This is a genomic window from Pseudaestuariivita rosea (genome assembly GCF_017592335.1).
Lineage (GTDB): Bacteria > Pseudomonadota > Alphaproteobacteria > Rhodobacterales > Rhodobacteraceae > Parasulfitobacter > Parasulfitobacter rosea.
In genome coordinates, this window is the sequence record NZ_JACNMP010000012.1 from 93,168 (window position 1) to 114,576 (window position 21,409).

Consider the following 21,409-nt stretch of genomic DNA (forward strand, 5'->3'; position numbering starts at 1 on the left):
TTACCACCTCTTCGTTTTGCAATTATGAGTATGAACGTGCCCGCCCTTTTCCGCGGGGCCGACCATCTTGCCGATATCTTCACCATATTTGATGACCGTATCGCCCTGGGCCAGATCGCCCAAAGCAACCTTGTGACCAATGGGAATATCGGCCGTCACGGTCAGGCGAAAATCGGAATTATCCTCGGTCACGACGCACAGCATATCGGTGCCGGCGGTCAGACCCTCGACCACGACAACACCCACATTATCGGCCTTGTCGTGCACAAGAAGCTGCGGCGCACTCATCTTGATCTCCCTCTCTTTCATGAACTGCGCACAGCTTTAAACGGGCTTTCAGTCTTATACAAGAGTTAAAATATAAGACTTGCATTCCGATCCGCTTTTCATCAGTGTCGCGACCATGTCAACACTCTATCAGCGCATACTGGATGACCTGACCCACCGCATCGCCACGGGCGCGCTGTCACCGGGGGAAATGCTGCCGTCTGAAACCGACCTTGGGGCGGAATACGGCGTCAGCCAGGGCACCGCCCGCAAGGCGCTTGGATTGCTTGAGGCACGGGGGATTCTCGAACGCCGTCAGGGCCGGGGCACCTTTGTCGCGCGGTCGACCGACGAACGGGCGCTGTTCCACTTCTTCCGCCTGCGCGCCACCGACGGCAGCACCGTGATCCCGCAACTGGAACGCCAGACCGTGCGCCGTCGCAAGGCGACCAAAGCCGAACGCGCGCTCAGCCCCGATCATGTCTACGAAATCGACCGGTTGCGCAGTATCCGGGGCCGCATGGCCGCCCGCGAACGCATCATCGTGCCCGCCCACCGCTTTGCGGGGTTGAACCAACGTGACGACCTGCCCAACGCGCTTTATCCCTATTTTCAGCGGGTGTTCGGCGTGACCGTCCTGAACGCCAGCGAAGACATCACCCCCCTGACCGCCCCCCATGATGGGTACGAGGACCTAGAGGTCGCGGCCACGAGCCCCCTCTTCTCCATCCGCCGCCAGGCCTGGGACGTCTCAGAAAACCTCTGCGAACTCCGCCAGTGTGTGTATGTAGCCGAAGGCCTCTGCTACTCCGCTGATCTGAGGTGACGGGTTCCAAATTACGTTGCATGGTCACTTCATGGTGACTTCACCGTTACTGACAAATGCAATCTAGAGTTGACTTGTACGGATATTCTTGATTTTCAGTCCATATGGCGTGGAGCCTAGGTGTGGCGCGACCTACCCGGCCTTTATAAGGTCGATGACGACCTTTCTGGGAAACTGGATTGGCGACAGTGGTTCGAAAGATCTACTGGATGGTATCGACAAACAAACTTTGTCGTTTCCCCTTACTCTATGCGCCTCACCGACTTTCAAGAGAGTAATTATGCGAAACGAACTAAGGTTAGAAATAAAACGGTTGAGCAAAAAAGCCTTCGATAAAGAACGAAAGCAGGCGGAAAAGGAAGAAAAGTACCGTGAAAAGTTTACCAGACGGACAGGGCTACAAGCGACAAGGCCGACAACTAGGACTAGACTATCATTGCACCATCATTTCAATGCTAGGCATTGTAAGCGAAACGCAAATGTAATTGCGACTGCAATCTGGCGCAAAGTACTCGCCTTTGAGTATGATCCCGAGCCAGCAGTACTATTTGAGATACCAAAGCCAGACGGCTCGCAGCGAGTAGTGACGGCTTTCGGTATACCTGACGCTGCTGTAGCCAATGTACTTTTGCGCAGGAGATTGAATCGAAATAAAAAGAGGCTTTCTCCTCATTCTTATGCTTACCACCCAGATAAGAATGTTTTTGATGCAATCTTGGCTCTTAGAGATTTTGACAAGGATGGAAAGCTTTTCGCTGTTCAAATTGACTTCGAAAAATATTTTGACAACATTCCTGCCAACTATTTGAAGAAGAAGATTTCTGATCGCTCCACCGTCAGTCTTACACCGCATGAACGACATATATTTGAAGCGTTTTTGCATCATCGATTTGGAGATACAGAGGCATATCGAACAAAAACATTTAAGCGCAAAATCAAAGGAACGCCTCAAGGCTCTTCTGCCTCACTGATTTTAGCAAACCTCGCCAACCACGATCTAGATCGCAAGCTATCTGCGGAGTCAGGGAAATTTGTTCGATTTGCTGATGATGTAGTTGCTATTTGCGGCAGTTATGAAGAAGCACAACGCCTCGAACGATGTTTTGACAGGCATTGCGTAGAGAGCGGTCTTATTGTGAATAGGGAGAAATCGCCTGGAATTGCCATTATTTCAGATCATACCCAAGAAATTCGAACCATAAATGACTTCATATATCTTGGATATGCGTTCAAAGATGCTGGGTTGAGCATGCCCGAAAAAACTAAGAAGAAGCTACAACAAAAGATATCTCGGCTCGTGAATATCTATTTGATCAATAATTTGAAGCATGGGTTCAACCAAGACCGAGCGAATAGAGCGAACAGTTACGATTGGGACTTGCTTGGTCTTATATACGAACTGCGCCGTGGTTTTTATGGGGGACTTAAAGAGCTGGAAATTCAAAACTTTCTTTATGATCATGGAAAACTCAAAACGATGCGTGGATTGATGGGCTTTTACTGTCTTGTTGAAGACCCTAGTATACTTAAAGAACTCGACGGCTGGACAGTAAATATAGTTCGCCGTTCATGTACTATTCGCAACAGAATATTGCAGAATAAATACGGCTTAAGTTGTCCAACACCAGCCAATCAAGACCTCATTCTCGGTAACTGGATGCCACAGTCAGCGTGGCGGAAAAATGGGTCTGAGCAAGAGCCTGTTGAAGTGCAGTTTCCCAGCCTCGTGCGTGGCTGGAGAGCTGCGCGAAAGCACTTTTTTACATTTGGTTTGGAAGAAGTGCAGGCACCGGGTTACGATTCATCTTTTGATGTATCATCGTTGTTTGATGCATTTGATTATTAAATCTTCTCAATGTTTTTAATCTTGATCGACATCTGGAATTAACCCTTCAGCAATAAAAAGATTAAAATCCGGATCATAGGGATCGGATGCGCGCTGGTTGGTCCCGCGAAATACGATAAATGTGCATTTTACACATTTATTTTGGCCTCTTTCCCCAAAAATGAGCAAATTACACATTTATTTTGGCTTAAAATCCATACGCACGCTGCGTTTACTTTTGTGACGCTGCGTCTGTTATGGGCATCCCGATGGCGTCGTTTTCAAAAAGCGCAATATTTTCAGCCTTCTGAAGCCATATCTACTCCAACGCACGCCAGCCGATATCGCGGCGGCAGAACCCTTGGGGCCAGTCGATTTGATCCACCAACGCATAGGCCCTGTCCCGCGCCTCTTGCAGGGTGGCGCCGCGCGCTGTCGCATTCAAAACGCGCCCGCCCGTCGCGATGACCTGCCCGTCTTTCTGCGAGGTGCCTGCGTGGAAACAGATCTCAAAACTGCTTTCCGGCAAATCATCCAAACCTTTGATCACGCTGCCTTTTTCATAAGACCCAGGATACCCATCCGCCGCCATCACAACCGTCATCGCATGATCGTCTGCCCAGTTGACGCGCATCTCGGCCAGCCGCCCCTCGGCGCAAGCCTGCATCAAATCCAGCGCCTGCGCGCCCAGTCGCATCATCAGGACCTGACATTCCGGATCACCAAACCGCACGTTATATTCCACCAGCCGCGGCTGCCCGTCCTTGATCATCAGCCCTGCATAAAGCACCCCCTTGAACGGCGTTCCACGCCGCGCCATTTCGGCGACGGTCGGGCGGATGATCTGATCCATCGCCTTGTCTAAGACGTTGTTATCCAACACATTTGCGGGCGAATAAGCGCCCATTCCGCCGGTGTTCGGCCCTGTGTCGCCTTCGCCCACACGCTTATGATCCTGCGCCGTCCCGATGGGCAAAACATCCTGTCCGTCACACAGTACGAACAGTGACGCTTCCTCGCCTTCCATGAACTCTTCGATCACAACCTCGGCGCCCGCAGCGCCAAATGCACCACCGAACATATCGTCGATGGCGGCCAGTGCCGTGGCCTCGTCCATGGCGACCACAACGCCCTTGCCCGCGGCCAGACCATCGGCCTTCACGACGATGGGCGCCCCTTGTAAATGTATGTATTCCTTGGCTAAATCAGCTTCATCAAAACGCGCATAACCTGCCGTCGGCGCACCCGAGGCATCGCAAATTTCCTTTGTGAACGCCTTCGATGCCTCTAATTGCGCCGCCGCTTGGGAACACCCAAACACCGTCAACCCTGCCGCCTCTAACCGGTCCGTCACACCCGCGGCCAACGGTGCCTCGGGGCCGACAATCACAAAATCAATGGCGTTTTCTTCCGCAAAATTTGCAACGGCCCCGCCGTTTTCGATATCCAGATCCGCGCATTCCGCAATCGCCGCGATCCCTGCATTGCCCGGCGCCACAATCAGCCGGTCGCACTTGGGGTTTTGCTTCACCGCCCACGCCAGGCTATGTTCGCGTCCGCCGCCGCCCAGGATCAGAATATTCATACGTACCCACCTCTTGCTTGGCCTTTGCTGTGGCGCGTTCTAAGATCAAGCAGACCCAAGCACAAGCGAGCTGTCATGGACCTGATCGACGACCCCATTCCCGGTGAAAACGCCCCCGAATTCACCGTGACTGAAATCTCAGGCGCGATCAAACGCACGATCGAAGGTGAGTTCAGCCATGTTCGTGTACGCGGGGAAATCGGGCGTGTATCACGGCCACGGTCAGGGCATGTGTACCTTGATCTGAAAGACGACCGATCGGTGCTGTCGGGTGTGATCTGGAAAGGCGTCGCCAGCCGTTTGGCCACACAGCCGGAAGAGGGGCTGGAGGTCGTCGCAACAGGTAAACTGACCACCTTTGGCGGGCAGTCAAAGTATCAGATCGTGATCGAGGACATCGCCCCGGCCGGCATGGGCGCCCTGATGGCGATGCTGGAGAAACGCAAGAAAACCCTTGAGGCCGAAGGACTTTTTGATCCCGCACGTAAAAAACCATTGCCCTATCTACCCGAGGTGATTGGCGTTGTGACGTCGCCTTCGGGGGCCGTGATCCGCGATATCCTGCACCGTCTGCGCGACCGGTTCCCGCGCAAAGTCATGGTATGGCCTATTGCCGTTCAGGGGGTAAATTGCGCGCCCGAGGTCACCCGCGCTATCAAAGGGTTCAACGCCATGACGCCCGGCGGCGCGCTGCCACGGCCTGACCTGCTGATTGTGGCGCGGGGCGGTGGTTCGATCGAGGACCTGTGGGGCTTTAACGAAGAAAGCGTGGCACGTGCCGCAGTGGCATCTGACATTCCGCTGATCTCGGCCGTCGGGCATGAAACCGATACGACGCTGATCGACTATGTCTCGGACCGGCGGGCGCCGACGCCGACGGCCGCTGCTGAACTGGCAGTCCCTGTCAGGATCGAACTGCTGGCCTGGGTCGATGGCCAAGACGCCCGCATGACCCGCGCGCTAAGCAATCTGATCGGCCAACGAAAACAGCGCCTGAGGGATCTGTCGCGCGCCCTTCCGCGCCCCGAAACACTGGTGGCACAAGCCCGGCAACGCCTGGATTACATCGAAGACCGGCTGCCCGCCGCGCTTAGATTAGCCGCACAACGCAAAAAGCTGAAGCTGTCCGAGATATCAGGCGGTCTGAAACCATCCGTCCTGTCCCGCAGTTTGCGCGAAGACGGCAGAAAACTGGATGACCGCATCGCGCGACTGACCCCCGCACTGGCCCGAAATAATCGCGACAAAAGACTGCGACTGGATCAGACCGCGCGCGGTCTGCGTCTGCAGTTGCTGCAAGACGATCTGCATCGAAAGTCGGATCGCTTTACACAAACCGTCAAACGACTGATAGATGCAGCCAATCGTCAGCAAGTTGACAGACACGCCAGACTGACCAGTCTGGACAGGTTGCGCGAAACTCTGGGATACAAGGCGACATTGAAACGGGGGTATGCCGTTGTGCGTGGTGATGGCGATGTGGTGACATCAAAAGACAAAGCAGGCCAGGCAACCATTCTGGAACTTGAATTCGCAGATGGTCGCCTGACCCTAGGGGCAAAACCACATAAGACCAACAAAACTAGCGCCCCCGAACAAGGTTCTTTGTTCTGACCTCTTAGTTCCCCAAGCCAGAACATTGTCCGTATATTTTGAACTCTCTTACTTCTAAACACCCACTTCAGGCCCAGCACACATCATTGGCTGATCAGCCTGCTTTAACTCATACAGTTTGGTCGAGTCGGGATCGTTTTCAAAAACCGCAACGATCCCGTCCTGTTCCTGATAAAAACTCCAACATTGTGGATTTGGATTGTCCTCGTAAACAAAACAGATCAACTCCGCATCCACGTACCAGTATCCCTCGCTACACTCACCATTTAAAAACGACCAACGTACTCGACGGTCGGACAGATACTCCTCTGCGCCATAGGGCGGCAGACCCACCTCGCCGTAAAAGATTGTCTTTCCAGTGACATACTCTTCGAATTCCTGCGGGCTCATCCGGTTTTCCGGTGCCCCCCATACTGGCAACGCAACAAGCAGTAAGACAATCAAAAGCCTCATAGGTACACCTTGGCAAAATCTTAACGGTTGCGCCAAGCCCGCCTGCCACTCATCGGCAAATTTCAGCTACAACCATAGAATGATTCTATAATTCACTTACGGGACCGGAATGGACAGGGGGTGTCGCATTTAACCGTTTGGCAGTATTCGAATTCATCTATAAAAAGGCAGATGGTTCGGAGGAACGCCCGTGGCGCTTGATGAAAAACAGGGAATTTGGAAGTCCGGCAAGGGCAAAGGACGCAAAACGCCCAAGGGTCGGCAACTGGATGATCTTGCCCAGCGAGAGGTGTGCGAATTGCTCGGCGATGTTCCGCGTAGGCGGGACCTTCTCATCGAGCATCTGCACATTTTACAGGATCATTTTGGATATCTGTCCGCCCGACATCTGCGCGCACTGGCCGAAGAGATGCGACTCGGTATGGCTGAAGTCTATGAAGTTGCGACGTTTTATGCACATTTCGATGTCGTGAAAGAGGATGAGGCGCCACCGCCAGCCATAACGATTCGCGTCTGTGATTCGCTTTCGTGCGAATTGGCAGGGGCACAGAAACTGAAAGCCGCACTGGAAAACGGGCTAGATGATGGCCAGGTTCGCGTGCTGCGCGCGCCCTGCATGGGCCGCTGCGATACCGCACCAACGGTCGAATTGGGGCATAATCATATCGATCACGCAACACCGGATAAGATCACCGCAGCCATCGCGGCGAGCGACTTCAGCCCCGAGATACCCGATTATTGTTGCCTGAATGAATACAAAGCCGACGGCGGCTATCGCACTCTGACAGCATTACGGGCGGGCGGCGATCCCGAAAGCATTCAGGGCAAACTGTTGGACGCCGGGCTGCGCGGTCTTGGGGGGGCGGGGTTCCCATCAGGTCGAAAGTGGTCGTTCGTGCGCAGCTACGATGGGCCCCGTTATCTGGCCGTGAACGGTGACGAAGGCGAACCGGGGACCCTCAAGGATCGCCACCATCTGGAACGCGACCCGCACATGTTTCTGGAAGGTATGCTGATTGCGGCCTGGGCGATCGAGGCCGAGACCTGCTTTATCTATATGCGCGATGAATACCCCGCGGTGCTGGAAATCCTGCGGCGCGAGATCAAGGCGATTGAGGACGCAGGCATTGTCCAGCCGGGCTATATCGATCTGCGCCGCGGCGCGGGCGCCTATATCTGCGGTGAAGAAAGCGCGATGATCGAAAGCATCGAGGGCAAGCGCGGCCTGCCCCGCCACCGCCCGCCCTTTGTGGCGCAGGTCGGTATCTTTGGTCAGCCGACGCTGGTTCATAATGTCGAGACGCTTTATTGGGTGACCCGTATTTGCCGGAACGGGCCCGAGGTTTTGAACAGTGTTGAAAAGAATGGTCGGCGTGGTTTACGAAACTATTCGATTTCGGGGCGGGTCAAAAATCCGGGCGTCTATCTATTGCCCGCTGGATCGACGATCATTGATATCATTGAAGCTGCAGGCGGCATGATGGAAGGTCACGTTTTCAAGGCCTATCAGCCGGGTGGGCCGTCATCTGGTCTGCTGCCTGCGTCCCTGAATGATGTGCCACTGGATTTTGACACGTTGCAGGACCACGGCACTTTCATCGGGTCGGCCGCTGTTGTCGTTCTGTCTGACCAGGATAGCGCCCGTGCTGCGGCGCTGAACATGCTTCGGTTTTTTGAAGACGAAAGCTGTGGTCAATGCACTCCCTGCCGCGTGGGCTGTGAAAAGGCCGTCAAGCTGATGCAAGCCGACAGTTGGGATCAGCCCTTGCTGGAGGAGCTTTGCACAGCCATGGCCGATACATCGATCTGTGGCCTAGGGCAAGCAGCGCCGAACCCGATCCGGCTGACAATGAAGCATTTTTCGGACGAGATATAAGGCCGTCCTGGCCCGCGCAGGAATTAACGTAACAAGCTACAGCTAGTTTAGTCGTCTTTACCTATTCAATCTGCCTATAAGGTCCGATTGTCCGCCCCATACCAATGAAATGCTCAAATCCCGCGCGTTCATATAGGGAAACCGCCTTTTTGCTAGCGATCAAGCTGATAAAACAGCTTTCCGGCAGTTCGGCATAACACCACGTCACCAGACGTTCTGTGATGGCGCAACCCCAGCCTTGCCCTTGAAAATCGGGATGTACCGCGATGTCCGCTAAAAGCGCGAAGCACCCACCGTCGCCAATCACCCGGCCCATACCAACCAACTGTCCGGCCTCACGCAGCCATACCGCATAAAGCGCACCGGTTAACCCACGGGCCGCGGCCTGGTGTGTTCTGATGCCAAGGCCAGCCGCCGCCCGCAGATCGATGTATTCCTGCACTGTGGCAGGTGTCTGCGACCACTTAACCATCAACACCCGTTAATGCCTTGGCGAAGTCTTCCGGGTCGAAAGGTGCCAGATCGTCAATCTGTTCGCCGACCCCAATCGCATGGATCGGCAGCCCGAATTTATCGGCCAGCGCGACCAGAACGCCGCCCTTGGCCGTGCCGTCCAGTTTGGTCATGACCAGTCCCGTGACATCTGCCAGCTTCTGGAATGTCTCGACCTGACTTAGCGCATTCTGCCCGGTCGTGGCGTCCAGAACCAACAGTGTGTTGTGTGGTGCGGTTTCGTCCTGCTTGCGGATGACCCGAACGATCTTGGCCAGTTCCTCCATCAGATCGGCGCGATTTTGCAACCGCCCTGCGGTATCGATCATCAGCAAATCGGCACCGTCGGCTTTGGCCTGCGCCAAAGCGTCAAATGCCAGACTGGCGGGGTCCGATCCTTCGGGCGCTGTCAACACTGGAACGCCCGCGCGTTCACCCCAGACCTGCAACTGTTCTACAGCAGCCGCGCGAAATGTATCGCCCGCGGCAATCACCACCTTTTTGCCCGCGGCGCGAAACTGGCTGGCCAGTTTTCCGATGGTCGTGGTCTTGCCCGAGCCATTGACGCCCACCACCAGAACGACCTGGGGTTTGTTGGGATAAAGCGGCATCGGCTTGGCGACATTTTCCATAATGCGGGACACTTCTGCGGACAGAAGAGCCTTGATTTCATCGGTCGATACCTTCTTGCCAAAGTGGCCCTCGGCCATATTGGCGGTCACCCGCAAGGCCGTATCGACGCCCATGTCAGATGCGATCAGCAGTTCTTCCAGTTGCTCAAGCATGTCGTCATCCAGCGCACGGCGCACGACGACCTTATCACCGCGGCCCAACATACGACCCAAAACACCCGGCTTGGGTTGTGGTGCAACCTGTTGCACCGGCGCTTCTTGCTGAACAGCCTCGGGCTGGGACGCCTCAACCTCGCCGCCCTCTTCGACAATTGCATCCAGGCCCTCTTCAATCTTGGAAGAGGACTTGAACATCCGATCTTTCAGTTTCTTGAAAAATGCCATTCCACCACCGTCACTTGCATTGACCCCACCTAATGGCTTTGCGCCAGATTTGAAACCTTGATCTGTGCCGCAAGGTCAGTCTTTCAAAGGTCATCTTGTCCATTTGACATTCCCCGACCAATGGACACGATAGTTAAGTCCAACAATGAGGGTTCAAAAATGAACATACGATTCCTTTCCTCTGCTGCCGCGGTCGCGCTTATGACGACGACAGCGTCGGCGGAATACACCCTGCATGTCATCCATATAAACGACCTGCACAGCAGGATTGAGCCGATCAACCGTTTCGACAGCACCTGTTCGGCCGAAGATAATGCCGAAGGCAAATGCTTTGGCGGCGTCGCACGGGTTGCCACCAAGATCAATGACTTGCGCGAAGAGCTGGCCGGTCAGAATGTGATCGTTCTGGATGCGGGCGACCAGTATCAGGGGTCGCTGATGTACACGACCTATAAAGGCGATGTTGAAGCCGAGATGATGGAAAAGATCGGTTTTGACGCAATGGCCGTGGGCAATCACGAATTCGATGATGGCCCCGAAGGTCTGGCCAAGCTGGCCGATGGTGTCAGCTTTCCTGTGATCTCGGGCAATCTGGATCTGTCGTCTTCGAACGTGCTGAACGGCAAGGTCGAAAATCATGTGGTTCTTGAAGTGGGTGGCGAACGGATCGGCATCGTTTCGGCCCTGGCGACCGACACCGTCGAAACATCAAGCCCCGGTGCAAATGTTATATTCCAGGATGAGATTGAAAGTCTTTCAGCCGATGTTGCCACGCTGGAGGCCGAAGGCGTTGATAAGATTATCGCGTTGACCCACGTCGGACTTCCCAAGGATATTGCCATTGCCGAAGCCGTCGAAGGGCTGGACGCCGTGGTGGGCGGCCATTCTCATACCCTGTTTTCAAACACAGAAGAAGGCGCCGAAGCTTATCCACGGATGGTTGGCGACACACCTGTCGTTCAAGCCTATGCCTATTCGAAATACGTCGGTCATCTGGTGCTGACCTTTGATGATGCCGGCAATGTGACAAGCGCCACGGGTGATACGATTCTATTGGATGCCAGCGTTCAGGAAGACCCCGAAATCGTTGCGCGTGTTGCCGAACTGGCCGGTCCGATCGAAGAGATGAAAACGCGCGTGGTGGCTGAAACCGCCGAACCGATTGAAGGGGACCGCAGCGTTTGTCGCGCGATGGAATGCCCGATGGGTAATCTGGTGGCCGATGCGATGCTGGACCGTGTCAGAGATCAAGGTGTGACGATCGCATTTCAGAATGGCGGCGGTCTGCGTGCCTCGATCGATGCGGGCGAAGTGACAATGGGCGAAGTGCTGACCGTGCTGCCGTTCCAGAACACCCTGTCAACATTCCAGATCAGCGGTCAGGGCCTGATTGATGCGCTGGAAAATGGTGTCAGCCAGGTTGAGGATGGTGCCGGTCGTTTTCCACAGGTTGCAGGCATGAGATTTGTCTGGGACGACGAAGGTGAACCTGGCAATCGGATTCGCACGGTTGAGGTCATGGATGGTGATCAGTGGGTCCAGATCGACCGCGAACAGGTCTATTCGGTTGTGACTAATAATTATGTTCGCAACGGCGGTGATGGTTACAGCATGTTCTCAACCGATGGGATGAATGCCTATGATTACGGCCCCGATCTGGCGGATGTAACGGCGGAATATCTGGCAAAAGTCGGTCCCTATACGCCCTATACCGACGGCCGTATTACACAGGAATAAGAACAAGAATGCCCCGGTCTGCCGGGGCATTCGCACCCTCAGATCAGCTTTTGCGCCTGTTCGACCCAATTGTCGCGACTGACCCGCCCACTGAACCCTTTCAGATTTTCATCCATCCAGGCCACTTCTGCCTGACCCCAGCCAGCGATCTGGTCGAAATGGTATATTCCCATGTCATTACACAGCTTTTCCAACTTTGGCCCGATACCATTGATTTTCTTCAGGTCATCCGGTTTGTCGTTACGGGGTGCGTTCAGTTTTTCAGGTTCCTTGATGCTTGCACCCTTGGACCCTGTATCGAAAGTTGGCGCAATCGCGATGGTTGCAACATCATCGGACTGATCAAGTTGCCTGCGCAACATCGCGATTTTTTCGGCTTGTTCACGTTCGGTCATGCGTGACAGATCAAGATCAGCCCGCAGTCTTTCGGTTTCGGTTTCAAGCACTTCCTGTGCGCCGTATCCCCAGATGATCCAGCCAGTGACCAGACCCAGAACCGACGCAGCGATCAGAAGGCCCCAGATCTCTCCGACCAGAAAACCCCATTCCTGGAACATAAATCAGTTATCCTCAGCTTCTGTCTCTGCTTCCAACGAACCAGACCAGCCAAGAGGGATACGTTCCTGTTCTAACTCGATAACACGGTTAGTCGTTGCCACGAACGCGCCCTTGTTCCGACGACCTGGCTGGGCAATCGCATCCCCCGATATGCCACGATCCAATAAAGCCTGCCGCAATGTCATTGCCCGACCTTGCCGCAATGCCGCGTTTTGGGTGGCGTTACCAGGGCGATCCACATAGCCCTCTAATGCAATTGTCACATCCGTATGGGTTGTGCAATGCCGTAGTATTGCAGCCACAGAATTAATGGCCCGCGACGACTGAACATGAAGCTGATCTGATCCGGCGACAAAAGTGATTTTGCGCTGTGCCAGTGCCTGACGGGCGTGCTGTTGGCACTGTTCCGGCGTGGGCTCGAAACTGACAACGGGCAGCCAGTATCCATCATAAAACTCTTCAACCCGACGGTTTGAGGCATTCAGGCGAACGGTCCCGGGCTGGGGCGGCTGGTCAGTGGTTTCAACCGTAACAATGGTATCGGGAAACAGGGAAGTCTGCAGTGACCGATAGACCTGCTGCCGGTCCATTGCAGGCGGTAGCGTGACATCAAATTCCATGCTTTCAGTGTCGATCTTCAGCCGGGCACTTTCAAGATCCGGCAACCAATAAGCCAGTACCCGCATCTGGGACTGAGCCAATCCGCTGTCACTCAGGATGCTGCGATCAATATCGCCGCTCACTTCACGCACATTCAGAATTTCGGCAATCCGTGTGGCGTTCATGCCTGCAGGCACCCGTCCGTTGACCGAAACGCCATCAATCACACTGTACAGTAGCTCAAAGTCAGCGGGGCGGTCATCGATATAGATATCCAGATCGGTTTCGACCACATAGTCAATCGGCACACCCAAAAGCACAGTTTCAGCATAGGCTTTGACTTCGGGCGTGTGGGCCAGGCCGGTCAGCCGCACGTGACGGTCCTGAACATGCAACTCACCGCGCAGCAGAGTATCCAGCGCTTCAAGCGACAGGTTCACCACCGCGGGCCACGCCCGATCAGGGGATCCGGACGCCAAAAGCAGATTATCTGCTGCATCATCCAAGTGCAGGCGCAGCATATCGCGGGCGTTTTCGGTTGGTACAAGGCCATCATAAGTCGTTTGAAAAGATGTCTTATGGGCGCTGAACACATAGGGCGAAATACTGGGCAGCACGTCCAGTTCATCCACAACCGTTCTGCGACCATTGATCTGATTTAGTTGAGCCAATAGCAGCTTCTTTTCATCAAGCGTGTCTGCATAGCCAATCACGGTAATATCACGGCCCGAAACGGCAGTCTGGACATTATGAACCGAGTCAACGACAGCAAAACTTTGTGCCGCGCGCACTTTGATTTTTGCCTGAATGAAAACAGCATGATGACTCTGGGCCAGAAGACCCAGCCCTAGCAGGCCGAAACCGAACACGGCTGCTCCTAGAATGAGGCGCAATTTAACCTCCGCCATAACACGCAATAATCAGCGTTAAATTTCCGCAAATAAATCCAAAACTCAATAAAAACCAGTGCCAAACGTCAATACGCGCGAAGAACAGCCGTTTATTGCCATTGGCTAAGCACGTTCTTGCGTTAAACCGCCTTTTTCAGACTTTCGTCCAGGTATATTTCCCGCAAGCGATACGCAACCGAGCCCGGTGCGCCTTTTCCTATGGGATTCCCGTCAATTTCGACCACGGGCATGACGAAGGCCGATGCAGAGGTGACGAAAGCCTCGTCCGCCTGCAACGCCTCTTCCATGGTAAAGGCGCGTTCCTCGACTTTCATCTGTGCCTCACGGGCAAATTTCAGCACAGCGGCGCGGGTGATTCCGTGCAGGATTTCATTGCCCAGATGGCGTGTGATGATCGTGTTGCCCTTGACGATATAGGCGTTGTTCGACGTACCTTCGGTCACAAAACCATCTTCAACCATCCAGGCGTCATCGGCGCCCGCGGCTTTGGCCATCATTTTCCCCATAGACGGGTAAAGCAGCTGCACGGTTTTGATATCACGGCGCCCCCAACGCTGATCTTCAATACTGATGACTTTCATACCCTGTTTTGCTTTCGGACTGTCGGCCAGACCCGGTTTGGCCTGCGTAAACAAAACAATCGTGGGTTCGGCATCTTCGGGAAACGCAAAATCGCGGTCCGCAGCGCCACGGGTAATCTGCAGGTAGACCAGACCTTCGTCGATGTCGTTGGCGCGCACCAGTTCGCGGTGAATTTCCAGCAGCTCGTCCTTGGTGACCGGGTTTTTCATGTCGAGTTCCGATAGCGACCGTTGCAATCGCACGGCATGACCGTCAAAATCGATCAACTTGCCCTGCAACACGCTGGTCACTTCATAGACACCGTCCGCAAACAGGAACCCGCGATCAAAGACAGAAACTTTGGCATCCTCTTCCGGCACGTAATTGCCATTGACGTAAACGGTGCGGCTCATGTCAGCTCTCCTATCCCCAAAGTGCGGCCTTTGGGGGATGCACCCCGGCTGCGTCAAATGTCAAAGGGTTTTCGCGATCATCCGCCAATAAAAGCGGGCCATCAAGGTCGGTCACAGCCGCACCCTGGGCAACCAGAACGGCTGGCGCCATACCAAGCGATGTGCCCACCATGCAGCCCACCATGATCTGATATCCCTGATCCAGCGCAGCATCCCTCAGCGCCAAAGCCTCGGTCAGGCCGCCGGTTTTATCCAGCTTGATGTTCACCATATCATATTTACCCTTCAGGCCCGGTAGACTAGACCGATCATGACAGCTTTCGTCGGCACAAACGGGTAAGGGGCGCGCCATTTCGTTAAGCATGTCGTCCTCATCGGCGGGCAGGGGCTGTTCGACCATCTCGACACCCAGACGCAGCAAATGCGGGGCCAGATCAGCATAGATATCAGCCGTCCAACCTTCGTTCGCATCAATAATGATCCGAGATTTTGGGGCACCTGCACGCACGGCCTCAAGCCGCGCCATATCGTCGGGGGTGCCCAGCTTAATCTTCAGCAGCGGCCGATACGCATTCTGTTGCGCCTGAGCCTGCATTTTTTCCGGCTCATCAAGCGATAGGGTATAGGCGGTGATTTTGGGGGTCGGGACTGGCAGGCCGACCATATCCCATACCCGCTTGCCCGACTGTTTGGCTTCAAGGTCCCACAACGCGCAATCAACCGCATTACGCGCAGCACCAGCCGGCAGCGCCTTTTGCAGATCGCTCCGCGTCAGGCTTTCAGGCAAGGTCTCGATTTGGGCCTGCACACTGTCCAATGTTTCACCATATCGCGCATAGGGGACACATTCACCACGACCTGTTACCCCATTCGCTGCGGCATGAACCGTTATGACCTGCGCTTCGGTTTTGGCCCCGCGCGCGATACGAAAGGTCTGCGCCAGCGCAAAGCGATCCTGCGTCACAGTCAGTTGCATCTAGATATCCAACAAAGCGTCAATCAGGCGGCCCGCGCCCTGTCGAAAGGGATCAACGGCGGGCAGGCCAATGCGTTTTTCGGTCTGTTCCAGATAGGTTAACGCTTCATCTTCGCCCATGTGATGCGTGTTGACCGAAATGCCGATGACCTGACAGTCCGGGTTGACCACCTTGGCCATGGCCAGCCCCGCATCACGCACGGCCTCAAGCGGTGGCATCTGATAGTCAGGCAAACCGCGCATGTGCGGGCGCGTGGGTTCATGGCTGAGAACCAGCGCATCGGGCTGGCCACCATGGATCAGTGCCAGCGTTACACCGGAATAGGATACGTGAAACAGGCTGCCTTGCCCTTCGATCATATCCCAGTGATCAGGGTCGTTGTCCGGCGTCAGCCATTCGATTGACCCGGCCATAAAATCGGCCACCACCGCATCCAATGGCACGCCGTCGCCCGTGATCAGAATGCCCGTTTGCCCCGTCGCCCGAAACGTGCTTTTCAATCCACGCCGCCGCATTTCAGCATCCATCGCAAGCGATGTGTACATCTTGCCCACCGAACAATCCGTCCCAATCGCAAGGCATCGCTTGCCTGCCCGCCGCCGTCCATCTGCGATGGGGTATTTCACCTCGGGGATGCGAACATCGTGCAGGGCGAGGCCGTGTTTTTCGGCCAGTTCAACCAGATCGGCTTCGTGTTTCAAAAGATTGTGCAACCCGCTGGCCAGATCAAACCCCTGCGCCAATGCGTTTCGCAACACTTCTTTCCACGTCTCCGAGATGACACCGCCGCGGTTTGCGACGCCAATCACCAAGGTTCTGGCCCCTGCCGCCGCGGCCTGTTCAAGGGTCATGTCCTTAAGACCGACATCCGCCTTGCATTCGGACAAGCGCAGCTGTCCTATCGCATTTTCGGGCCGCCAGTCCTTGATACCCTGCGCCACCTTGGCGGCCAACTGATCAGGGGCATCGCCCAAAAACAGCAGATAAGGTGTCTGAATCATTGCATAAACTCCCACGCTTGGGTCAGTTTCGCGAAGTTTATCCGAAAAGGGCAGTGCAAAAATTCAGTTTATGGGAAAAAGTGAAACGGACGCTTAGGCACGCACCAGACTGCCAAAAATTCTGTCAGAATATTCCTGAAGATAAATCCGCAACCAGGGCGTGAAATAATCGGGGTGTCGCGTAATTTCAGCGGACAGATCGTAAAAGCCGATCCATTGCGTTTTTTGCACTTCGTCCGGGTTAGGCTGAACGGGCAGATCGGCGGTTGCCTCGGCCAGAAAGATATCCACGACTTCATGTTCAATCAGACCGTTTCCGACATCTGCGCGGTATTCGACCGTATCGCGATGCGCCGGATAAAGGCCCGTGATCCCAAGTTCCTGTTTCAACCGACGAACGGCACAGTCGGCCGAATCTTCGTTCCAATCAGGATGCGTGCAACAGGTGTTTGCCCACAAATTGGGGGTGTGATATTTACCGGACGCGCGCTGCTGGATCAGCACATTCTGGCCATCCATCACAAAAACTGACACGGCCTTGTGCTTTAGCCCGCGCTGATGCACCTCAAGCTTTTCGACGGGGGTCAGATGGCCGTCAACCCATGCCGGTATCAGGCTGGTCATATGTGCTGAGCCGAAACCAGACCGGTCAGATGTGCCATGTTCTTGATCCCTATCTTTATGTGCGCCATGGGGCGGGCCCGGACGAGTTTTTTGTTCATATAAGCCTCAAACGTCAGTTTCTGCACATCGACGTCATGACACAATGAGACAAATCGCTCGCGCCGGTCATCGGACTTGTAATAGGCGTTCTGCATGGCCCCCAGAACCTTGAAAACGGTTTTGTGTTCTTTCATGAACAGCTTACGCGCCAGCTTCAGGTCCGACACCCGACCCGAGGCCAAGGTCGCCGCAGCCGCTGTCGCCGCGACCTGTCCGCCGACCATAGCGTAATAGATCCCCTCGCCCGAGGACGGCGCGACAACACCTGCTGCGTCACCCGCCAGAACAACATCGCGTCCGTTGTCCCAACGATCCAGCGGTTTCAGGGGAATGGGCGCACCTTCTTTGCGGATTGTTTCGCAGTCGGCCAGGCCGCTGGCCTGACGCAACGCGGCGGTTGCTTGTTTCAGATCGACACCTTCCACCCCGGTGCCCATCCCGACACTGGCACAATTGCCATGGGGAAAGACCCAGCCATAAAAGTCGGGCGAAATCTGGCCGTCATAGATCACATCACAGCGGTCTGGATGATAGCTGGCGACATTTTCGGGTGCCTTGATGATTTCATGATAGGCAATGACATAGGGGATTTTGTCGCCGCCGGGCACTTCGGATTTGGCAACATTCGATCGCGCACCGTCGGCCCCGATGATCAGCCGTGTCGACAATGCCTTTTCCTGACCGCTGGCCTTGTCGCGATAGATGACACTCGGACCGGCCTCAGACCGGTCAATCCGGATGAAGGTCCCGGTATAGCGGTCGGCCCCGGCATCCGCCGCGCGTTGGCGCAGGAATTCATCGAAATGTTCGCGATCAACCATGCCGACGTAGCCGTTTTCAATTGGGATATCGACCTGACGCCCTGTGGGTGAAATCATCCGGGCCGTGTTGATGCGTGCGACGATTTGCGCGTCGGGGATGTTGAAATCCTGGATCAGACGCGGTGGAACGGCCCCACCACAGGGTTTGATGCGACCCGCACGGTCCAGCATCGCGACCTTCGCGCCGGACCTTGCCAGATCCTCGGCCGCGGTTGCACCTGCGGGCCCACCGCCCACGACGACGACATCATACATCGCTATTCTCCCGGAACCATTTGCGCCACTGGTTTGGTCGCGCCATTTAAAATCTGCATCGCCATCAGGGCGGATGCGACGAACAACGCGGCCTCGACCGCGAAAACTGTGCCATATGCTGTGGCGGGTGCGTTGACGAAAAACTGCAGAACATCGACAGACAACGCACCCAACAGACCACCTGCGCCCGCCGCCATCGCCTGAGCGGCCCCCCAGAGGCCCATCCGCGTGCCTTCGCGTGCCGCACGGCCTTGGCCGGCCAGTGCCATCATGCTGCCAATGGCTGCAACGGCGAACATTCCGTTAAAGACGCCAAGAACGATCACGCCCGCCGTCAAAGCCTGCGCCACACCGGCCTGACCGATCGCAGCGATGAAAATCAGGCTGGCGGCCGACCCAAGACACCCAGCAATCACCCAGCCTTTCAGCGATCCGATCTTCAGCCCCGTCGCCGCAATCCCAACGGTCAGCATCCCCAGGAAAACACCGCCGTTCTGCGCACCGCTTAGCGATGTGGATTGACCGGGGGTGAAGTTGAACGCGATGGCGGAGTAAGGTTCAAGGATCAGTTCCTGCATGAAATAGGCGACCATCGATAGGAACACAAAAATCGTGAAATTGCGGGCCTTTGGTTCGGCCCACACCTGTTGCAGGCCTTCGCGGAAAGGGACGGGATCGGGGCGGCGTTCGATCCGCAGACCACGTTCAATGCCAATCACTGCAATAGCCGTCAGCAAAACGGCAGACCCGGCAACAATCGCGACAATCCACAACAAAAGCGCGGGGCTATAGGGATCAAGGAAATACCCCACAGTCCCGGCCGTCACGGCAATGCCAGCAATCATCATCAGCCATGTGATCGTGGCCGCAGCCGCCCGACGACGCGGCGCGGTGGCTGTCGCCAAAAGCGCCAGAACCGATGTGCCCGATGCCCCGACACCCAGACCGATCAAGGCATAAGCCAAGAAGGCCAGCATCAACCCCGCGGTCATCTGTGTCTCGGCGATCAGAATACTAAGCGCCGACAGGAAACCACCCAAGGCCAACACAGCCATTCCGCCGATGATCCACTTCGTCCTGTTGCCGCCCGTGTCACTTTTAAAGCCCCACTGCGGGCGTGTGATCTGAATGCCGTAGTGCAGTGCCACCAGCAGGCCAGGCACAACGGCAGGCAGGGCCAGTTCAACCACCATCAGCCGGTTGAAGGTTGAGGTCGTCAGCACCACAATCGCACCAAGCGCCATCTGCACCAACCCCAGGCGGACGATCGAAAACCAGCTTAACGTCATGGCAGCACCTCAAGCGTGCGAATGGCAAAAGCCGTGATCATCATGCCGCTGATGTAAAACAGAACGCCTGTGCCGTTGTACCAGGGCGCACGTGCTTTGGGGTCACGCAGCATAATCCGCATCGCCCAGACTTGCGCCGCCAGAAAGGCCGCAACGGCCATGGCGTGGAACGGGCGATCCCAGAACATCAAAAGACTGATAACGACAACCTGCGGCATAGCCATGACCAGGCAGGCCAAGCGTGCGGCACGTTCCGGCCCCATGACCACTGGTAGAGAGGCGACACCGGTCTGACGGTCGCCCTCTAACGCCTTGAAGTCATTCAGCGTCATGATCCCATGCGCACCCGCCGCATATAGTCCGGCCACAATGATGACAGGCCACGCCGGGGCGCCCGCACTTAGAACTGCAGCGCCGGTGAACCAGGGCAATCCTTCATAGCAAAGCCCAACCAGACCTGGCCCCCACCAACCGGATTTCTTCAGCCGGAACGGCTCGACCGAATAGGCCCAGGCGGCCAGAACGGCAACCACCGTCGCGCCAAAGCCCCAAGGGCCCAAAAACCACCCGACAGCAAGCGAAAGGGCTGACATCGCCAGCGCGATCCACAACCCCCAACGACCGGGCACACGACCCGACGGAATGGGCCGATAAGGTTCGTTGATCGCGTCCACATGCCGATCACACCAGTCATTCGCCGCCTGGCTCATCCCGCACACGATGGGGCCAGCCAGGATGATGCCCAGCAAAACCAGGGGCCAGTTTTCCAAAGGGGATACACCGGACGAGACGACACCACACAGATACGCCCACATCGGGGGAAACCATGTGATCGGCTTGATCAGTGTCACCATGGCCCGCGGCTGAGGCCAATGACGGCCCTGTACGTTTTCGCTGACGCTCATATGTCAACTTTGCGATACATTTTGAGAGTCGGCAAGTGTAAACAATAATTGACACTGTGGCGAATTGTCAGGGCAAACATAAAGATTGTTTTTTATCAGGTAGGGTAAAACGAAGTTGTCTCAGCAGCATTGCGACAGAAGATCAAATTCAATTTCGATCTGGGAGTCTCTGAGCCCTGTTGCGCGACGAACAGGTATGTACCAGACTGCAAAACGATCACCTATATGGGAAAGCTATAATGACTTCGTCAGATTTTGGGGATGCACTACTTCTCTATGCAATCCTATATGAATGCCAACACAAGCGCGTTGCTAACCTGCGTGGAGTTTTTGCAGCAATGGATGCCATAAATCGAAGCGCGCCGACCCTTGATGAACTTAACGCTGGATTGACCCGATTACTTTCAGCAGGACTAATTGCTCGTGATAATGATGTCTTTCAAACAACAAATCCGGGCGCAAACTTAAGAATAACCGCTGATAAAGCGGGCGATACTATATTTGCACGCCTGGAAAAAATGGCAGAGCTAATTGGCACGCTGACGCCTGTGCCTGAATATTCGGCAGAAATAAGTGCTAGAGCGTGATGAAATCGACCTGAATCAAGGGGGATTCACATAGGCTTATTTTGCTGATTCACTGTCGCCGACCACAAGATGGAGGGCGAGCAGTGGGTAAGGCACTTTCGATGGACCTTCGGGAGA

Annotated in this window: 20 protein-coding genes; 6 read left to right on the forward strand and 14 right to left on the reverse strand. The window is 55.3% G+C overall.

The genetic code is table 11. The features are described from left to right. On the reverse strand, nt 1-288 hold the full coding sequence (locus H7848_RS10305) for a UxaA family hydrolase (RefSeq protein WP_208350860.1): 288 nt from the start codon (nt 286-288) through the stop codon (nt 1-3). Nucleotides 289-403: 115 nt separating this feature from the next. On the opposite strand from H7848_RS10305, the gene H7848_RS10310 reads away from it, so the two are divergent. Both H7848_RS10310 and H7848_RS10315 read left to right on the forward strand, forming a co-directional pair. Next, a complete protein-coding gene (locus H7848_RS10310; RefSeq protein WP_208350861.1) occupies nt 404-1,093 on the forward strand; it encodes a GntR family transcriptional regulator in 690 nt (229 codons plus the stop codon). A 280-nt stretch (nt 1,094-1,373) separates the two neighbouring features. Then, nucleotides 1,374-2,939: a reverse transcriptase domain-containing protein gene (locus H7848_RS10315; protein ID WP_208350862.1), complete on the forward strand. Its 1,566-nt coding sequence runs from the start codon at nt 1,374-1,376 to the stop codon at nt 2,937-2,939. Nucleotides 2,940-3,237: 298 nt separating this feature from the next. Here H7848_RS10315 and purD read toward each other — a convergent pair whose 3' ends face one another. After that, a complete protein-coding gene (gene purD, locus H7848_RS10320; protein ID WP_208350866.1) occupies nt 3,238-4,503 on the reverse strand; it encodes a phosphoribosylamine--glycine ligase in 1,266 nt (421 codons plus the stop codon). 75 nt (nt 4,504-4,578) lie between these two features. On the opposite strand from purD, the gene xseA reads away from it, so the two are divergent. Next, nucleotides 4,579-6,117, forward strand: coding sequence for an exodeoxyribonuclease VII large subunit (xseA, locus tag H7848_RS10325; RefSeq protein WP_208350868.1), 1,539 nt, complete (start codon nt 4,579-4,581; stop codon nt 6,115-6,117). A 54-nt stretch (nt 6,118-6,171) separates the two neighbouring features. Here the strand turns inward: xseA and H7848_RS10330 are convergent, their stop codons facing one another. Further along, nucleotides 6,172-6,507 (reverse strand): hypothetical protein, encoded by a 336-nt coding sequence (locus H7848_RS10330; protein ID WP_237072687.1) that lies wholly within the window; start codon nt 6,505-6,507, stop codon nt 6,172-6,174. Nucleotides 6,508-6,760: 253 nt separating this feature from the next. Here H7848_RS10330 and H7848_RS10335 point away from each other — a divergent pair, with 253 nt between their 5' ends. Next, nucleotides 6,761-8,446, forward strand: coding sequence for an NAD(P)H-dependent oxidoreductase subunit E (locus H7848_RS10335; protein WP_208350877.1), 1,686 nt, complete (start codon nt 6,761-6,763; stop codon nt 8,444-8,446). 61 nt (nt 8,447-8,507) lie between these two features. Here H7848_RS10335 and H7848_RS10340 read toward each other — a convergent pair whose 3' ends face one another. Next, nucleotides 8,508-8,918, reverse strand: coding sequence for a GNAT family N-acetyltransferase (locus tag H7848_RS10340; RefSeq protein ID WP_208350880.1), 411 nt, complete (start codon nt 8,916-8,918; stop codon nt 8,508-8,510). Then, nucleotides 8,911-9,954: a signal recognition particle-docking protein FtsY gene (gene ftsY, locus H7848_RS10345; RefSeq protein WP_208350889.1), complete on the reverse strand. Its 1,044-nt coding sequence runs from the start codon at nt 9,952-9,954 to the stop codon at nt 8,911-8,913. The genes H7848_RS10340 and ftsY overlap by 8 nt, the downstream gene beginning before the upstream one ends. Nucleotides 9,955-10,113: 159 nt before the next feature. Here ftsY and H7848_RS10350 point away from each other — a divergent pair, with 159 nt between their 5' ends. Then, nucleotides 10,114-11,691: a bifunctional metallophosphatase/5'-nucleotidase gene (locus H7848_RS10350; RefSeq protein ID WP_208350891.1), complete on the forward strand. Its 1,578-nt coding sequence runs from the start codon at nt 10,114-10,116 to the stop codon at nt 11,689-11,691. Nucleotides 11,692-11,729: 38 nt separating this feature from the next. Here H7848_RS10350 and H7848_RS10355 read toward each other — a convergent pair whose 3' ends face one another. From H7848_RS10355 to chlG, 9 genes are all read right to left on the reverse strand, one after another. Continuing rightward, entirely contained in the window at nt 11,730-12,248 is a 519-nt protein-coding gene (locus H7848_RS10355) for a hypothetical protein (RefSeq protein ID WP_208350893.1), read from the reverse strand. A gap of 3 nt (nt 12,249-12,251) precedes the next feature. Continuing rightward, nucleotides 12,252-13,742 (reverse strand): OmpA family protein, encoded by a 1,491-nt coding sequence (locus H7848_RS10360; protein WP_208350895.1) that lies wholly within the window; start codon nt 13,740-13,742, stop codon nt 12,252-12,254. Between the two features lie 137 nt (nt 13,743-13,879). Further along, on the reverse strand, nt 13,880-14,734 hold the full coding sequence (locus H7848_RS10365; RefSeq protein WP_208350896.1) for a D-amino-acid transaminase: 855 nt from the start codon (nt 14,732-14,734) through the stop codon (nt 13,880-13,882). 10 nt (nt 14,735-14,744) lie between these two features. Beyond that, nucleotides 14,745-15,710 (reverse strand): N-acetyl-D-Glu racemase DgcA, encoded by a 966-nt coding sequence (dgcA, locus tag H7848_RS10370; protein WP_208350898.1) that lies wholly within the window; start codon nt 15,708-15,710, stop codon nt 14,745-14,747. Next, nucleotides 15,711-16,712: an N-acetyltransferase DgcN gene (gene dgcN, locus H7848_RS10375; protein ID WP_208350899.1), complete on the reverse strand. Its 1,002-nt coding sequence runs from the start codon at nt 16,710-16,712 to the stop codon at nt 15,711-15,713. 93 nt (nt 16,713-16,805) lie between these two features. Further along, a complete protein-coding gene (idi, locus tag H7848_RS10380; RefSeq protein ID WP_208350901.1) occupies nt 16,806-17,336 on the reverse strand; it encodes an isopentenyl-diphosphate Delta-isomerase in 531 nt (176 codons plus the stop codon). Continuing rightward, nucleotides 17,333-18,511 (reverse strand): geranylgeranyl diphosphate reductase, encoded by a 1,179-nt coding sequence (locus tag H7848_RS10385; protein ID WP_208350903.1) that lies wholly within the window; start codon nt 18,509-18,511, stop codon nt 17,333-17,335. Before H7848_RS10385 ends, idi begins: the two co-directional genes overlap by 4 nt. Nucleotides 18,512-18,513: 2 nt before the next feature. Continuing rightward, nucleotides 18,514-19,800 (reverse strand): BCD family MFS transporter, encoded by a 1,287-nt coding sequence (locus H7848_RS10390; protein ID WP_208350905.1) that lies wholly within the window; start codon nt 19,798-19,800, stop codon nt 18,514-18,516. Continuing rightward, the gene (gene chlG / locus H7848_RS10395; protein WP_208350907.1) at nt 19,797-20,705 is read right to left on the reverse strand and encodes a chlorophyll synthase ChlG; all 909 of its coding nucleotides are present in this window, start codon (nt 20,703-20,705) and stop codon (nt 19,797-19,799) included. The genes H7848_RS10390 and chlG overlap by 4 nt, the downstream gene beginning before the upstream one ends. Before the next feature lie 239 nt (nt 20,706-20,944). Here chlG and H7848_RS10400 point away from each other — a divergent pair, with 239 nt between their 5' ends. Continuing rightward, nucleotides 20,945-21,292 (forward strand): hypothetical protein, encoded by a 348-nt coding sequence (locus H7848_RS10400; RefSeq protein WP_208350909.1) that lies wholly within the window; start codon nt 20,945-20,947, stop codon nt 21,290-21,292. Nucleotides 21,293-21,409 lie beyond the last annotated feature (117 nt).

Excerpts from the sequence above, each read along its gene's own strand:
- H7848_RS10305 (WP_208350860.1), bottom strand. The coding sequence starts at position 288 with ATGAGTGCGCCGCAGCTTCTTGTGCACGACAAGGCCGATAATGTGGGT.
- H7848_RS10310 (WP_208350861.1), top strand. The coding sequence starts at position 404 with ATGTCAACACTCTATCAGCGCATACTGGATGACCTGACCCACCGCATC.
- H7848_RS10315 (WP_208350862.1), top strand. The coding sequence starts at position 1,374 with ATGCGAAACGAACTAAGGTTAGAAATAAAACGGTTGAGCAAAAAAGCC.
- purD (WP_208350866.1), bottom strand. The coding sequence starts at position 4,503 with ATGAATATTCTGATCCTGGGCGGCGGCGGACGCGAACATAGCCTGGCG.
- xseA (WP_208350868.1), top strand. The coding sequence starts at position 4,579 with ATGGACCTGATCGACGACCCCATTCCCGGTGAAAACGCCCCCGAATTC.
- H7848_RS10330 (WP_237072687.1), bottom strand. The coding sequence starts at position 6,507 with ATGAGCCCGCAGGAATTCGAAGAGTATGTCACTGGAAAGACAATCTTT.
- H7848_RS10340 (WP_208350880.1), bottom strand. The coding sequence starts at position 8,918 with ATGGTTAAGTGGTCGCAGACACCTGCCACAGTGCAGGAATACATCGAT.
- ftsY (WP_208350889.1), bottom strand. The coding sequence starts at position 9,954 with ATGGCATTTTTCAAGAAACTGAAAGATCGGATGTTCAAGTCCTCTTCC.
- H7848_RS10350 (WP_208350891.1), top strand. The coding sequence starts at position 10,114 with ATGAACATACGATTCCTTTCCTCTGCTGCCGCGGTCGCGCTTATGACG.
- H7848_RS10355 (WP_208350893.1), bottom strand. The coding sequence starts at position 12,248 with ATGTTCCAGGAATGGGGTTTTCTGGTCGGAGAGATCTGGGGCCTTCTG.
- H7848_RS10365 (WP_208350896.1), bottom strand. The coding sequence starts at position 14,734 with ATGAGCCGCACCGTTTACGTCAATGGCAATTACGTGCCGGAAGAGGAT.
- dgcA (WP_208350898.1), bottom strand. The coding sequence starts at position 15,710 with ATGCAACTGACTGTGACGCAGGATCGCTTTGCGCTGGCGCAGACCTTT.
- dgcN (WP_208350899.1), bottom strand. The coding sequence starts at position 16,712 with ATGATTCAGACACCTTATCTGCTGTTTTTGGGCGATGCCCCTGATCAG.
- idi (WP_208350901.1), bottom strand. The coding sequence starts at position 17,336 with ATGACCAGCCTGATACCGGCATGGGTTGACGGCCATCTGACCCCCGTC.
- H7848_RS10385 (WP_208350903.1), bottom strand. The coding sequence starts at position 18,511 with ATGTATGATGTCGTCGTCGTGGGCGGTGGGCCCGCAGGTGCAACCGCG.
- H7848_RS10390 (WP_208350905.1), bottom strand. The coding sequence starts at position 19,800 with ATGACGTTAAGCTGGTTTTCGATCGTCCGCCTGGGGTTGGTGCAGATG.
- chlG (WP_208350907.1), bottom strand. The coding sequence starts at position 20,705 with ATGAGCGTCAGCGAAAACGTACAGGGCCGTCATTGGCCTCAGCCGCGG.
- H7848_RS10400 (WP_208350909.1), top strand. The coding sequence starts at position 20,945 with ATGACTTCGTCAGATTTTGGGGATGCACTACTTCTCTATGCAATCCTA.